Origin of the sequence: Arenimonas terrae, from assembly GCF_006265115.1 — a bacterium.
Classification (GTDB): Bacteria; Pseudomonadota; Gammaproteobacteria; order Xanthomonadales; family Xanthomonadaceae; genus Arenimonas; species Arenimonas terrae.
Genome location: NZ_SMDR01000001.1, coordinates 1,542,526 through 1,556,982, shown reverse-complemented (window position 1 = coordinate 1,556,982; position 14,457 = coordinate 1,542,526). Strand labels below are relative to the sequence as shown.

At 71.2% G+C, this 14,457-nt stretch carries 12 protein-coding genes; 9 read left to right on the top strand and 3 right to left on the bottom strand.

Translation table 11 applies throughout. From position 1 onward, the window contains the following. Positions 1 to 4: 4 nt before the first annotated feature. Together E1B00_RS07410 and E1B00_RS07405 are read right to left on the bottom strand one after the other, a co-directional pair. Complete coding sequence (locus E1B00_RS07410) at positions 5 to 430, bottom strand: DNA polymerase III subunit chi (protein WP_139447140.1); 426 nt, start codon at positions 428 to 430, stop codon at positions 5 to 7. Next, positions 430 to 1,905 carry a leucyl aminopeptidase gene (locus E1B00_RS07405; RefSeq protein WP_139447138.1) on the bottom strand — a complete coding sequence of 492 codons (1,476 nt, stop codon included), beginning with the start codon at positions 1,903 to 1,905 and terminating at the stop codon, positions 430 to 432. The genes E1B00_RS07410 and E1B00_RS07405 overlap by 1 nt, the downstream gene beginning before the upstream one ends. Positions 1,906 to 2,024: 119 nt before the next feature. Here E1B00_RS07405 and lptF point away from each other — a divergent pair, with 119 nt between their 5' ends. Then, the gene (gene lptF, locus E1B00_RS07400) at positions 2,025 to 3,107 is read left to right on the top strand and encodes an LPS export ABC transporter permease LptF (RefSeq protein WP_139447137.1); all 1,083 of its coding nucleotides are present in this window, start codon (positions 2,025 to 2,027) and stop codon (positions 3,105 to 3,107) included. Next, positions 3,104 to 4,207: an LPS export ABC transporter permease LptG gene (lptG, locus tag E1B00_RS07395; protein WP_139447134.1), complete on the top strand. Its 1,104-nt coding sequence runs from the start codon at positions 3,104 to 3,106 to the stop codon at positions 4,205 to 4,207. The genes lptF and lptG overlap by 4 nt, the downstream gene beginning before the upstream one ends. Here the strand turns inward: lptG and E1B00_RS07390 are convergent. After that, positions 4,204 to 4,656, bottom strand: a complete 453-nt coding sequence (locus E1B00_RS07390) for an RDD family protein (protein ID WP_139447132.1) — start codon at positions 4,654 to 4,656, stop codon at positions 4,204 to 4,206. The genes lptG and E1B00_RS07390 overlap by 4 nt on opposite strands. A gap of 45 nt (positions 4,657 to 4,701) precedes the next feature. Between E1B00_RS07390 and xerD the strand changes: the two genes are divergently transcribed. The 7 genes from xerD to gspG all read left to right on the top strand — a co-directional run bounded on the left by xerD (position 4,702) and on the right by gspG (position 14,454). Continuing rightward, positions 4,702 to 5,655: a site-specific tyrosine recombinase XerD gene (xerD, locus tag E1B00_RS07385; protein ID WP_139447130.1), complete on the top strand. Its 954-nt coding sequence runs from the start codon at positions 4,702 to 4,704 to the stop codon at positions 5,653 to 5,655. Between the two features lie 80 nt (positions 5,656 to 5,735). After that, entirely contained in the window at positions 5,736 to 6,491 is a 756-nt protein-coding gene (locus E1B00_RS07380) for a thioredoxin fold domain-containing protein (RefSeq protein ID WP_139447128.1), read from the top strand. 71 nt (positions 6,492 to 6,562) lie between these two features. Beyond that, positions 6,563 to 10,414, top strand: a complete 3,852-nt coding sequence (gene purL / locus E1B00_RS07375) for a phosphoribosylformylglycinamidine synthase (RefSeq protein ID WP_139447126.1) — start codon at positions 6,563 to 6,565, stop codon at positions 10,412 to 10,414. A gap of 8 nt (positions 10,415 to 10,422) precedes the next feature. Beyond that, entirely contained in the window at positions 10,423 to 11,043 is a 621-nt protein-coding gene (locus tag E1B00_RS15785) for a tetratricopeptide repeat protein (protein WP_246048515.1), read from the top strand. A gap of 55 nt (positions 11,044 to 11,098) precedes the next feature. After that, on the top strand, positions 11,099 to 12,811 hold the full coding sequence (gene gspE / locus E1B00_RS07370; RefSeq protein ID WP_246048512.1) for a type II secretion system ATPase GspE: 1,713 nt from the start codon (positions 11,099 to 11,101) through the stop codon (positions 12,809 to 12,811). 4 nt (positions 12,812 to 12,815) lie between these two features. Further along, the gene (locus E1B00_RS07365; protein ID WP_139447122.1) at positions 12,816 to 14,027 is read left to right on the top strand and encodes a type II secretion system F family protein; all 1,212 of its coding nucleotides are present in this window, start codon (positions 12,816 to 12,818) and stop codon (positions 14,025 to 14,027) included. Positions 14,028 to 14,037: 10 nt separating this feature from the next. Beyond that, positions 14,038 to 14,454 carry a type II secretion system major pseudopilin GspG gene (gene gspG / locus E1B00_RS07360; protein WP_139447120.1) on the top strand — a complete coding sequence of 139 codons (417 nt, stop codon included), beginning with the start codon at positions 14,038 to 14,040 and terminating at the stop codon, positions 14,452 to 14,454. Positions 14,455 to 14,457: the final 3 nt, after the last annotated feature.

Sequence of the window (14,457 nt, the reverse complement as noted above, 5' to 3'; positions counted from 1 at the left end):
TGGGTCACATGTCGTGTTTGCCGAGCTCCACGCCGCGCGCCTGGTACTGCTTCCAGCGCTCGCGCAGCGGGCCGCGCGCCGATTCGTCGGCGGGCACCACTTCCAGCACGCGTTCGAAGCCGTCGGGCACGGCGGCGTCGCGCAGGTTCAGCACCAGCGGACGCAGGGCGGCGTCGTGTTCGGGCGCGGCGATCAGCACCGGCACTTCGTCCTCGTCCTCGTCGGCGCCGACGATCTGATGCGGCACGTAGGCGTCCGGGTCGAAGGACCACAGCAGGTCGTCCAGCGCCTCGGCCTGGGCGGTCGAGGCGCACAGCACCAGCATCGGCAGGCCGGCGTCGCTGGCCTTGCGCGCCAGCTCGCACACCAGCAGCAGCGGCTGCTCGCGGAAGCGCGGTTTGCCGATCAGGTAGAAGTCGGCGCGTGGCATCAGCCCGCCTGGTCGATCAGCCACTGGGTCAGCAGGCCGACCGGGCGGCCGCTGGCCAGGCCTTTGCGGCCCTCGCCATTGCTGACGCCGGCGATGTCCAGGTGCGCCCAGCGCTGGCCTTCGGTGAAGCGGGCCAGGAAGCAGCCGGCGGTGATCGCACCGGCGTTCTTGCCGCCGATGTTGTAGACGTCGGCGAAGGCGGACTCGAGCTGGGTCTGGTACTCGTCCCACAGCGGCAGGCGCCAGGCGCGGTCGAACACGGTCTCGCCGGCGGCCAGCAGCTCGTCGGCCAGGTCGTCGTGCTTGCTCATCAGGCCCGAGGCGAACTTGCCCAGCGCCACCACGCAGGCGCCGGTGAGAGTGGCCACGTCGACGGTGGCCTGCGGCTCGAAGCGCTGCACGTAGGTCAGCGCGTCGCAGAGGATCAGGCGGCCTTCGGCATCGGTATTGCCAACTTCGATGGTCTTGCCGGACATCGAGGTCAGGATGTCGCTGGGCCGGTAGGCGTCGGCGTCGGGCATGTTCTCGACCGCGGGCACCACGGTGACCAGGTTGAGCGGAAGCTTCATCTTCGCCACCGCGGCGAAGCTGCCGATGACGGTGGCGGCGCCGCACATGTCGAACTTCATCTCCTCGATGCCGCCCTGCACCTTGAGGTTGATGCCGCCGGTGTCGAAGGTGATGCCCTTGCCGACCAGCGCATGCGGCCTGGCCGCACCGGCGCCGGTGTAGCGCAGCACGATGAGCTTGGGCGCATTGGCCGAACCGCGGGCGACCGCCAGCAGCGAGCCCATGCCCAGCTTCTCCATGTCCGCGCGTTCGAGCACTTCCACGCTGACGTCGGCATGCTCGGCGGCGATCTTGCGCGCGGTTTCGGCCAGATAGGCCGGATTGCAGATGTTGGGCGGCAGGTTGCCCAGCTCGCGCGCCAGCTCCACGCCGGCGGCGATGGCGACGCCCTGGTCGAAGGCGCTGCGTTCGCCGACGTCGCCCAGCAGGGTAAGGGCCTGCACGCCGTCTTCGCCGTTCTTGCGGCTGCGGGTGGCGGTGTAGCTGTAGGCGGCGTGGTCGGCGGCGATCGCGGCCTGGCGCAGGTTCCAGCCGATGTCGCGGCCGGGCACGGCCAGTTCCGTCAGCGTCAGCAGGGCGTGGCGGGCCGGACCGGTCTTGAGCGCGCGCACGGCGTCAGCCACGGCCTTGAGGTACTGCGGCACGGCGAACTTGCCGGCATCACCCAGGCCCACGACCAGCACACGCGGCGCCTTCACGCCGGCCAGGTCGGGGATGAGTGCGGTGCGGCCGGTCTTGCCGGACACGTCGCCGCGCTGCGCCAGCGCCGCCAGGCGGCCGCCGCTGGCCCGGTCCAGGGCCTGGGCCGATGCCGGCAGGCTGCCGTCGGCGAAGAGGCCGACGACGATGCAGTCGGCATCGGCGGTAGCGGGGTCGGTGCGGTTCAGGCGGAGTTCGAGGGCCATGGGTCGTGATTCCGTACAATCAGGGGGGATTCGGGGTCGGCGCCGCCAGCAGAGGGGCGGACGGCCGCGTTGACCCGGACGATTCTAGCAAGCCCACTCCCACCAGGCCGCGCAACCGCATGCTTCTGATCGAGCGATACCTGTTGCGCCAGTTCGCCGCCAGTGTCCTGGCCGTGGCCGCGGTGCTGCTGCTGGTGGGCCTGGGCGGCCTGCTCGTGGACCTGATGTCCGAGATCGCCCGCGGCAAGGTCCCGGCCGCCCTGCTGCTGTCGCAACTCGGCCTGCGCTCGATCCAGGTGCTGCCGATCCTGCTGCCGCTGGCCCTGTTCGTGGGCCTGTTGCTGGCGATCGGCCGCCTGTACGGCGAGAGCGAGATGGCCGTGCTGTCCTCGGTGGGCCTGGGTCCGCAGAGGCTGTGGCGGCCGCTGCTGCTGGTTACCCTGCCGGTGGTGGGGGTGGTGGCGGCGACCTCGCTGTGGGCGGCGCCCTACGGCGCGCGCCTGGCGCGCGACATGATCGAGACCGCCAACCGCTCCTTCCTGGTCGCCGGGCTCGAGGCCGGGCGTTTCATGGAGCTGCCCGGCCGCGGCGGCATCCTCTATGTCGGTGAACTCAGCAGCGATGGCACCCAGTTCGGCAGGATGTTCGTGCAGTCCGAGCGCGACGGCCGCCTGGACGTGATCACCGCCACCGAGGGCGAGCTTTTCTTCGAGGGCGACACCGGCCGCTTCCTGCGCCTGCGCGACGGCTTCCGCGTCGAAGGCGTGCCGACCGGCAAGGATTTCCGCCTGATGCGCTTCGCCGAGAATGAGCTGCGCGTACCCGACCGCGAGATCGAAGCCGAAAGCAACGAGCTCGAGGCCCGCGGCACCCTGGCCCTGATGGCGCAGACGGATGCACCCGCGCGCGCCGAATTCAACTGGCGACTGGCGACGCCGCTGCTGGCCCTCACCCTGGGGTTCCTCGCGCTGCCGCTGGGGCGCGGCGAGGCCCGGCAGGCGCGCTACGGCCGCATCCTCGCGGCGCTGCTGATCTACATCAATGCCATGGTGCTGCTGATCCTGGGCAAGGGCTGGCTGAGCACCGGCGCGATCCCGGCCTGGCTGGGCCTGTGGTGGCTGCTGCTGCCGATGGCGCTGCTGGCCGCCTGGCTGTTCCGCATCGACGGCCGCCTGCGCCGGCCGCGCCCGGAGGCCGCATGAGCTTCAGCCTGCGTCCGCGCGTGGTCGACCTGTACCTGTCGCGCTGCGTGCTGGTGGCGACCCTCGGCGCCTGGGCGGTGCTGGTGGGCTTCGACGTCATCCTGGCCCTGGTCAACGAACTCGACGAGATCGGCGAGGGCGGCTACACGCTCAGCCATGCCGTGCTGTATTCGGCCTACACCGTGCCGCGCCGCATCTACGAACTGTTTCCGACCGCGGCCCTGATCGGCTGCGTGCTCGGCCTGGGCGGGTTGGCCGCGCGGTCGGAGCTGACGGCGATGCGCGCCGTCGGCATGTCCAGGCTGCGCATCGGCCTGGGCGCGCTGCTGGCCCTGGCCGGCGTCACCGCGCTGATGGTGGTGAACGCTGAGACGGCGGCGCCCTACGGCGAGCAGAGCGCGCAGTCGGTCGCCAGCGCGGCCAAGACCGGCGACGTGGTGATGGCGCGCGTGTCGGGCCTGTGGGCGCGCGAAGGCAATGTCTTCCTCAATGCCCGCGACGGCGTGCGCCGCCAGGTCGATGGCCAGGAATGGACCGAGCTGCAGGGCGTGCGCCTGTTCGAGTTCGACGCCGAAGGCAAACTGCTGTCGCTGGCCGAGGCGCGCACCGCCGAACACCGCGGCGACGGCTGGGTGCTGCGCGACGTCACCCGGTCCACGTTCGGCGAGCGCTCGGCGCAGAGCCAGACGCTGGCGGAAGAGCGCTGGGAAACCGGCCTGGACGACCAGGCGCTGGCCGCGGCGGCCTCGCGCCCGCGATACCTCAGCAGCGCCGAGCTCAGCCGCAACATCAGCTACATGCAGCGCAACGGCCTGGACCCCAAGGCCTTCGAAAACGCCTACTGGGCGCGCTGGTTCTACCCGGTGAACGTGGCGGTGCTGTGCCTGGCGGCGCTGCCTTTCGCCTTCGGTTCGCTGCGCTCGGGCGGCTTCGGCAAGCGCCTGTTCATCGCCATCGTCATCGGTGTGGCCTACCTGCTGGTGCAGCGCCTGGTGGTGAGCCTGTCGGACGTCTACCGCTTCGACGCGCGCCTGGCCTACCTGATTCCGCCGGTCGCGCTGATGGGGCTGTGCTGGGGCGTGTTCGCGCGCCGCGACTAGGGCGGGGCGGGCATCAGCCGGACCAGCACGGTGCCGCTGGCGAGGTCGTGCCAGGTGCGGCGTTCGCGTTCGAACAGCGACCACCAGAAACCCAGGCCGAAGGCCGCCAGCGACAGCGTCGCGACCGCGTAGCGCAGTGCGAGCGCGCCCAGGCCGGCGCGCTGGCCGTCGGCCGCGGTGACCTTCAGGCGCCAGGGGCGCATGCCCAGGGTCTGGCCGCCGCGGCGCCACGACAGCAGGGCATAAGCGCCGGTGACGGCCCAGAGCAGGAACAGTTCCAGCCACGAGGCCGGCGTGCCCGGCGCCACCGGCACGCCGCCGCGCACCAGCAGCAGCAATCCGCCGACCGCGAACCACAGCGCCAGCGCCGGGAAAAAATCGTAGACCAGGGCGAACAGGCGCCAGCCCAGGTGGGCGGGGCGCGCGGGGGTGGGCGAAGGGGCATTCATCGCCACAGCATAGCGGCGCCCGGCGGCCGAGGCTAAGCTGGGGCCATGCCCGCCAGCCGTCCCGCCGACCGTCGCGCCCGTGCGCAAGCGCAGCCGCCGGCCTCGGCCGAGGACCAGCGCGCGATCGCCGGTTTCCTCGACCGCGCCTGGGCCGAGTCCGGCCTCTCGCGGCTGACGCTCGACAGCTATCGCCGCGACCTCGAGGGCCTGGCGCGCTGGCTGGGCAATCGGGGCCGCGGGCTTTCCGGCGTCGACCGCCAGGTGCTGTTCGACTACCTCGCCGAACGCACCGGCGCCGGCTATGCCGCGCGCAGCAACGCCCGCCTGCTGTCGTCGCTGCGCGCCTTTTTCGGCCAGCAGCTGCGGTTGGGCCTGCGCGACAGCGATCCGACCGCCCTGCTGGACCTGCCCAAGCTCGGCCGCTCCCTGCCCAAGGCCCTGTCCGAAAGCGAGGTGGAGGCGCTGCTGAACGCGCCCGACCTGGACTCGGCGGCCGGCCTGCGCGACCGCGCCATGGTCGAGCTGATGTATGCGACGGGCCTGCGCGTGAGCGAACTGGTGAACCTGCCCGCGACCGGCGTGAACCTGCGCCAGGGCGTGCTGCGGGTGATGGGCAAGGGCAGCAAGGAGCGGCTGGTGCCGCTGGGCGAAGAAGCGCAGCACTGGCTCGAACGCTACCTGGCGCAGGCGCGGCCGCAGCTGTCCGGTGGCCGCGCGGTGGCAGCGCTTTTCCCCGGACGGGACGGCGGCGCCCTGAGCCGGCAGCAGTTCTGGAATGTGGTCAAGCGCCTGGCGGCGGCGGCCGGCATCGACCCCGCGCGCGTCAGTCCGCACGGCCTGCGCCACAGCTTCGCCACCCACCTGCTCAACCACGGCGCCGACCTGCGCGCCCTGCAGATGCTGCTGGGCCACAGCTCGCTCTCGACCACCCAGATCTACACGCTGGTCGCGCGTGAAGGCCTCAAGCGCCTGCACCAGCAGCACCATCCGCGGGCATGAGCCGGGCCCCGCGTGCGAGAATCCGCGAACTTTCCGCTCCGCCCGGGGTCGGAAGCGCACTGAATCCAAGGAATCGACGCATGCTCCGCCGCCCCCTGTCGCTGCTGATCCTGCTGGCCAGCCTGTCGGCCTGCGCCGCCGAACCGACGCCGGCGAACGCCCCGGCCAAGGCGGCCCCCGGGGAGGCGGCCGTGCGCGCGGCCCTGGCGACCCTGCTGCCCGACGCCCGCCCGGTCTACGTCAAGCCGGCGCCCTTCGCGGGATTCAGCGAGGTTGGCATCGACGGCCGCGTGCTCTACGTCAGCAACGACGGCCGGCATCTGATCCAGGGCGCCCTGGTGGACGTCGCCCGGCGCGAGAACCTGACCCTGCTGGCCGAGGCGGGCCTGCGCAAGACCGCCCTGGCCGCGGTCGGCCCCGAGCGCCGCATCGTGTTCGCGGCGGCCCAGCCCAAGCACACGGTCACCGTCTTCACCGACATCGACTGCGGCTACTGCCGCAAGCTGCACGAGCAGATCGCCGAGTACAACCGACTCGGCATCAGCGTCGAGTACCTGTTCTACCCCCGCGAGGGCATCGGTTCGGAATCCTTCGAGAAGGCCGTGTCGGTCTGGTGCGCCACCGACCGCCGTCAGGCGCTGACCGCCGCCAAGGCTGGCCAGGCCCTGCCGCGGGGCACCTGCAAGAACCCGGTGACGATGGACTACGACCTGGGCCGCCGGATCGGCCTGGACGGCACGCCGGCCATCTACAACGCCGACGGGCGCCAGATCGGCGGTTATGTGGCCCCGGCCGATATGCTGGCCCGGCTGGAGGAGCTGGCGGCCAAGCCCTGAGGGCGGGGCCGGGCCAGGGGCCCGGTCTTCCTCTACAATACGGCGCTCGTTTCCCACGGAATTGTGCGGACATGATCGTCCTCGAGGGCCTGCCGGCCCTGTCGCCCTTCCGGCGCGACCGCTTGCAAGCCCGCCTGCAGTCACTGGCCAACGGCCTCCGGGTCACCGGGGCCTGGCACATCTACTTCATCGAGCCCGAGGCCGGCGCGTCGCCCGACCTCGAGGCCCTGGGCCGCATCCTGGAAGGCTGCGTCGCGCGCGAGGCGCCCGAGGCTGGGGCGCAGTCCCGCTTCGTGGTGCCCCGTCTGGGCACGCTGTCGCCCTGGGCCAGCAAGGCCACCGAGATCCTGCGCGGCGCCGGCCTGGCGGTGAAACGCGTCGAACGCGGCCTGCGTCTGGACCTGGCCGGCCTGCCGCCCGCCGGCGACGCCGCCTGGCCGAAGCTGGCCCGGGCGCTGCACGACCCGATGACCCAGTCCCTGCTGACCGACCGCGAGCAGGCGGCGCGCCTGTTCACGGTGCCGGCCGCCGGCCAGGTCGAGCGCATCGCGCTCCCGACCCTGGCCGCCGCCAACGCCCGCCTGGGCCTGGCGCTGTCGGAGGACGAGATCGACTACCTGCAGCAGCGCTACGCCGAACTCGGCCGCGACCCGTCCGACGCCGAGCTGATGATGTTCGCGCAGGCCAACTCCGAACACTGCCGGCACAAGATCTTCAACGCCGACTGGACCATCGACGGCGAGCCGCAGCCGCTCTCGCTGTTCAAGATGATCAAGAACACCCACGCCCAGTCCCCGCAGTTCACCCTGAGCGCGTACAAGGACAACGCGGCGGTGGTGGAAGGCCACCCGGGCGCGCGTTTCCGCGCCGACGCCAGCGGCGAATACGGCCACAGCGCGCCGATGGATTCGGCCTTCTGCATCAAGGTCGAAACGCACAACCATCCCACCGCGATCTCGCCCTTCCCCGGGGCCGCCACCGGCGCCGGCGGCGAGATCCGCGACGAGGGTGCGACCGGCCGCGGCGGCAAGCCCAAGGCCGGCCTCACCGGCTTCTCGGTCTCGCACCTGCGCATTCCGTCGCTGCCGCGCCCGTGGGAAGCCGAGCGTCCGCTCAACCCGCGCATGGCCACGGCGCTGGAGATCATGACCGACGGCCCGATCGGCGCCGCCGCGTTCAACAATGAATTCGGCCGTCCGGCGCTGACCGGCTATTTCCGCAGCTTCGAGCTGCCGACCGACCAGCCCGGCCTGAGCCGTGCCTACGACAAGCCGATCATGCTGGCCGGCGGCCTGGGCGCGATCGACCGCGGCCAGGTGAAGAAACTCGACCTGCGCCCCGGCGACGCCGTGGTGGTGCTGGGCGGCCCGGCGATGCTGATCGGCCTGGGCGGCGGCGCCGCTTCGTCGGTGGCTTCGGGCCAGAGTTCGGAAGACCTCGATTTCGCCTCGGTGCAGCGCGACAACGCCGAGATGCAGCGCCGCTGCCAGGAAGTGATCGACCGCTGCTTCGCCCAGGGCGAACGCAACCCGATCCTGACCGCGCACGACGTCGGCGCCGGCGGCCTGTCCAACGCCATCCCCGAGCTGCTGCACGACTCCAACGTCGGCGGCGTGATCGAGATGGCGAAGGTCCCCAGCGACGATCCCTCGCTGAGCCCGATGCAGCTGTGGTCGAACGAAGCGCAGGAGCGCTACGTGCTCGGCGTCGCCGCCGACCGCGTGGCCGACTTCGAGGCGATCTGCCGGCGCGAGCGCGCGGTGTTCGCGGTGGTCGGCCACGCCACCGCCGAAGAGCGCCTGGTGCTGAAGGCGCCGGACGGCTCGCTGCCGATCGACCTGCCGATGGACGTGCTGTTCGGCAAGTCGCCCAAGATGCACCGCGACACCCAGCGCACCCCGGCGCCGCGCTGGCCGCGCCTGGACATGGCGAAACTCGAGCTGCGCGACGCCGGCCTGCGCGTGCTCGCGCACCCGACCGTGGCGGCCAAGAACTTCCTGGTCACCATCGGCGACCGCAGCGTCGGCGGCCTGTGCTCGCGCGACCAGATGGTCGGGCCGTGGCAGCTGCCGCTGGCCGACGTCGCCGTCACGCTCACCGACTTCAACGGCCGCGCCGGCGAAGCCATGGCCGTGGGCGAACGCACGCCGCTGGCCCTGATCGACGCCGCCGCGTCCGCGCGCATGGCCGTGGGCGAAGCGATCACCAACCTCGCCGCCGCGCCGGTCGCGGCGCTGTCGGAAGTGAAACTCTCGGCCAACTGGATGGCCGCGGCCTCGTTCCCGGGCGAAGACGCGCTGCTGTTCGACGCCGTCAAGGCGGTCGGCATGGAGCTGTGCCCGGAACTCGACCTGAGCATCCCGGTCGGCAAGGACTCGCTGTCCATGCAGGCGCAGTGGCAGGCGCCGGAAGGCCCGCAGAAGTCGGTGTCGCCGGTGTCGCTGATCGTGAGCGCCTTCGCCCGCGTCGCCGATGCCGGCCAGACCCTGGTGCCGGTGCTCGACCGCGCGGTCGAGTCCGAGCTGTGGCTGATCGGCCTGGGCGCCGGCCAGCGCCGCATGGGCGGGTCGATCCTGGCGCAGGTGCACGGCGCCTTCGGCGGCGCCAGCCCGGACCTGGACGAACCGCAGCGCCTGCGCGCCTTCTTCGAGCTGATCCAGGCCGCCCGCGCCGACGGGCTGCTGCTGGCCTACCACGACCGCTCAGACGGCGGCGCGTTCGCGGCGTTGTGCGAGATGGCCTTCGCCAGCCACTGCGGCCTCGAGCTCAGCCTCGACGGCTGGGGCGACGACCCGTTCAGTACCCTGTTCAACGAAGAGCTCGGCGCGGTCGTGCAGATCGCCGCCGAGGACCGCGCGGCCTTCGCCGACCTGGTCAACCGCCACGACCTCACGCACTGCGCGCAGCGCATCGGCAAGCCGAGCACGGCGCCGGTGGTGCGCATCAGCGAAGGGCGCGAAACCCTGGCCGAGTGGAGCTGGCAGGAGCTGTTCGAGGCCTGGTGGTCGGTGACGCATGCGATCCAGTCGCTGCGCGACGACCCCGCCGGCGCCGACAGCGAGCGCGCCGCGCGCCTGGACTTCAACGACCCCGGCCTGGCGCCGAAGCTGGCCTTCGACCCCATGCAGGACATCGCCGCGCCCTACATCGTCACCGGCGTGCGTCCGCGCGTGGCGATCCTGCGCGAGCAGGGCGTCAACGGCCAGGTGGAAATGGCGGCGGCCTTCGACCGCGCCGGCTTCACCGCCGTGGACGTGCACATGTCGGACCTGATCAGCGGCCGCGTCGCGCTGGAATCGTTCAAGGGCCTGGCGGCCTGCGGCGGCTTCAGCTACGGCGACGTGCTGGGCGCGGGCCGCGGCTGGGCGACGTCGATCCTGGAGCGGCCGGACCTGCGCGAGCAGTTCGCGCGTTTCTTCGAGCGCGCCGACAGCTTCAGCCTGGGCGTCTGCAACGGCTGCCAGATGCTGGCCCAGCTCAAGGGCCTGGTGCCGGGCGCCGAACACTGGCCGCGTTTCCTGCGCAACCGCAGCGAGCAGTACGAAGCGCGCCTGGCCCAGGTGCAGGTGCAGGACTCGCCATCGATCCTGTTCGCCGGCATGGCCGGTTCGCGGATTCCGGTGGTGGTGGCGCATGGCGAGGGTTACGCGCGTTTTGACGCTCCCGAGCACGAATCCGCGGCGAAGATCGCCCTGCGTTTCGTCGATGGCCACGGCCAGCCGACCGAAGCCTATCCGGCCAACCCGAATGGCTCGCCGGCCGGCATCACCGGCCTGACCAGCCGCGACGGCCGCGCCACGCTGATGATGCCGCACCCGGAGCGGGTGTTCCGCACCCTGCAGATGAGCTGGCATCCGGCGGAGTGGGGCGAGGATTCGCCTTGGCTGCGGATCTTCCGCAACGCCCGCGCCTGGGTCGGCTGAGCCGCGCCATGTTCCGGATCCTCGCCTTGCTGCTGCTCCTGCCGCTCGCCGCCACCGCGGCGGTGCCGCTGCCGGCGCCGGATGCGCACTATCTCGAGCCCGACCCGGCGGCGATGGCCCTGCAGGCCAAACCCGGCGACGACGCCGGTTTCCGGCGCAAGCTCAACGCCGCGATCCGCAAGGACCCGCGCAACAGCTTCGCGCTGGTGCATCGCGGTTATCTGCTGCACGCCAGTGGCGACGCCGCCAAGGGCGACCGCGACTACCTGCGCGTGCTCGAGCTGACCGACGCCGATCCGGTCAACCGCCGGCGCGCGTTCTGGTCCCTGGGCTGGAGCGCCTTCAACCGCGGCGAACCGGCGCATGCGCTGGCGTACTGGCGGCAGGCCGGCGAACTGCATGGCGGGTTTCCCTTCTGGTACCCGTATACGGTGGCTGTCGGCCTGTGGGCCCAGGGTGACCGGGAGGCCGCCCTGGCCTGGTACGACGTCGCCGCCCGGAGCAATCCGCAGTGGTCCCAGGAAGAGGGCGTCGCCCTGCGCACGCGGCACTGGCGCGACCGGGAGAGGCAGATCGTCCAGGCCCTGTTCGAGGCCTGGACGGCGCGCTCCAGGAGCACCGGCGTCTGATCCCGCGGGACGGCGAGACCTGCTAAATTTCGGCCTCCCCGTGACGGAGTCGCCCGTGGCCGAGGCCATTCAGGAATCGATCGAAAGCGCCGACGGACGCATCGCCGCGGCCCTGATCGCGCGCGGCCGCCTGAAGGACGCCGACCTGGGCCGTGCGCAGCGCCTGCACGGCGAAGCCGGCGGTTCGCTGTCGGCCCTGCTGCTGCGCCTGGGCATGGTGTCCGAACGCGACATGGCCGAAGCGGCCGCCGAAGTGCTGGACTTGCCGCTGCTGTCGGCCAAGGACTGCCCCGACGCGCCGCCGCCGGGCGTGCAGCTGTCGCTGCGTTTCCTCAAGCAGCTGTCGGTCTGCCCGGTGGGCGAGGACGAACAGCACGTCGACCTGCTGGTCGCCGAGCCGCAGGATCCCTATGCCGCCGGCGCCGTGGCCCTGGCCACCGGCCGCCGCGTGCGGGTGAAGGTCGGCCTGCGCGCCGAGATCGCCGACCTGATCGAGCGCTATTACGGCTCCGGACGCTCCGCCATGGGCGCGATCGTCGAGAACCTCGGCGACGAGAGCAGCGGCGACGAAGCCGACGTCGAACAGCTGCGCGACCTGGCCTCGGAAGCGCCGGTGATCCGGCTGGTCAACCTGGTGATCCAGCGCGCGGTCGAACTGCGCGCCTCCGACATCCACATCGAGCCCTTCGAAAGCCGGCTGAAGGTGCGCTACCGCGTCGACGGCGTGCTGGAAGAGGCGGAGTCGCCGCCGGCCAACCTCACCGCGGCGGTGATCTCGCGCATCAAGATCATGGCCAAGCTCAACATCGCCGAGCGCCGGCTGCCGCAGGACGGCCGCATCATGGTGCGCGTGCAGGGCAAGGAGCTGGACCTGCGCGTCAGCACCGTGCCGACCGCGCACGGCGAAAGCGTGGTCATGCGACTGCTCGACCGCGAGTCGGTCGTGCTCGACTTCAAGGCCCTGGGCTTCACCGACGAATTCCTCGGCCAGTTCCTGAAGGTGCTCGAGCAGCCGCACGGCATCCTGCTGGTCACCGGCCCCACCGGCTCGGGCAAGACCACCACGCTCTACGCGGCGCTGAGCCAGCTCAACACGCCCGACGTGAAGATCATCACCGTCGAAGACCCGGTCGAATACCAGATCGAGGGCATCAACCAGATCCAGGCCAAGCCGCAGATCGGCCTGGACTTCGCCCACGCCCTGCGCAGCATCGTGCGCCAGGACCCCGACATCATCATGATCGGCGAGATGCGCGACCTGGAAACCTCGCGCATCGCCATCCAGTCCGCGCTCACCGGCCACCTGGTGCTGTCCACGCTGCACACCAACAACGCCGCCGGCGGCATCACCCGCATGATGGACATGGGCGTCGAGGACTACCTGCTCACCTCGACGGTCAACGGCATCCTGGCCCAGCGCCTGGTGCGCCGGATCGAACCGACGCACATGGAGAAGTACGAAGCGCTGCCGGAAGTGATCGCAGAATTTGGCCTGCGCAAGTTCCAACCCGAAGGCACGATCTGGCTGTACCGGCCCAAGCCCTCGGCGCTGACGCCCACCGGCTACCTCGGCCGCACCACCATCATGGAATTCCTGGTGATGGACGACAGCCTGCGGCGCCTGGTGATGCAGCACGCCGGCATGGGCGAGCTGGAAGAGGCGGCGCGCGCGCGCGGCATGCGCACCATGTACGAGGACGGTCTGATCAAGGCGATGCAGGGCCTGACCACCATCGAGGAAGTCCTGCGCGTCACGCAGGAAGCCTAGGCCGATGGCGCTGTTCCGCTACAAGGCACTGTCGGCGGCCGGCGAAACCCTGGACGGGCAGATGGAGGCCGCCAGCGCCGAGGAAGTGATCGTGCGCCTGCAGGACCAGGGCCACCTGCCGGTCGAGGCGCGACGCGCCGATGCCGGCGGCGGCGAAGGCTTGGGATCGCTGTTCAAGCGCAAGCAGTTCAGCGACGAACAGGTGCTGCAGTTCACCCAGCAGCTGGCGACCCTGCTCGGTGCCGGCCAGCCGCTGGACCGCGCGCTCGGCATCCTGCTCGAACTGCCCGACAGCGCCGAGGCCCGCCGCGTGGTCGAACGCGTGCGCGAATCGGTGCGCGGCGGCACGCCGCTGTCGACCGCGCTCGAGCAGCAGCACGGTCTCTTCTCGCGCCTGTACGTGAACCTGGTCCGCGCCGGCGAGGCCGGCGGCAGCCTGCAGGAAAGCCTGCGCCGCCTGGCCGACTACCTCGAGCGCAGCGCCGCGCTGCGCGGCCGCGTGGTCAACGCGCTGATCTACCCGGTGATCCTGCTGGTGCTGGTATTCGTGTCGGTGACCTTCCTGCTGGCGGTGGTGGTGCCGCAGTTCCAGGCCCTGTTCGAATCGATGAATGCCGAAATCCCGTGGTATTCGGCGGCGGTGCTGCACGTGAGCCTGTTCCTGCGCGCCTGGTGGTGGCTGCTGCTGCCGGTCACGGCCGGCGGGCTGGCCTGGGCCGGCTGGCGGCTGAACCAGCCGTCCGCACGCCGCGCGCTGGACCAGCGGTTGCTGGGCTGGCGTTTCGTCGGCGACCTGGTGGCCAAGCTCGACACCGCCCGGCTGACCCGCACGCTCGGCACCCTGGTGCGCAACGGCGTGCCCCTGCTCAACGCGCTGAACCTGTCGCGCCCGGTGCTGTCGAACCGGGTGCTGGCCGAGGCGGTCGAGGCGGCCAGCGAAGAGGTGAAGACCGGCAGCGGCCTCGGTTACGCACTCGGGCGGCAGAAGGTGTTTCCGCGCCTGGCCGTGCAGATGATCCAGGTCGGCGAGGAGTCGGGCGAACTCGACGCCATGCTGCTCAAGGTCGCCGACACCTTCGACCAGGAGACCGGCAACGCGCTCGACCGCCTGCTGGCTGCGCTGGTGCCGCTGTTGACCGTGGTGATGACCGGCATCATCGGCGCGATCATGCTGTCGGTACTGTTGCCCATCTACGACCTGACTTCCTCCATCTAGGACCGGACCCATGCATCGAATCCCGCAATCCCCGCGCCGCGTCGGCGGTTTCAGCCTCGTCGAGATCATGATCGTCATCGTGCTGATCGGCGGCATCCTGGCCCTGGTCACCAACCGCGTGATGAACTCCCAGTCGCAGGCGAACGTGCGCCTGGCCGGCGTGCAGCTGACGACGCTGGCCGGAAAGGTCGACCAGTTCCGCTCCGACACCGGCAAGCTGCCCGAGTCGCTCGAGCAGATGGTCACCTCGCCGGGCCTGCCGGGCTGGCTCGGCCCCTACGCCAAGGCCGAGGAGCTGCGCGATCCCTGGGGCACGGCGATCGAATACCGCCGCCCCGGCGAAAACGGCCCCTTCGAACTGGTGAGCCTGGGCGCCGACGGCGCGGCCGGCGGTGAAAGCGTCGACGCCGACATCCGCAAGCCCTGAAAC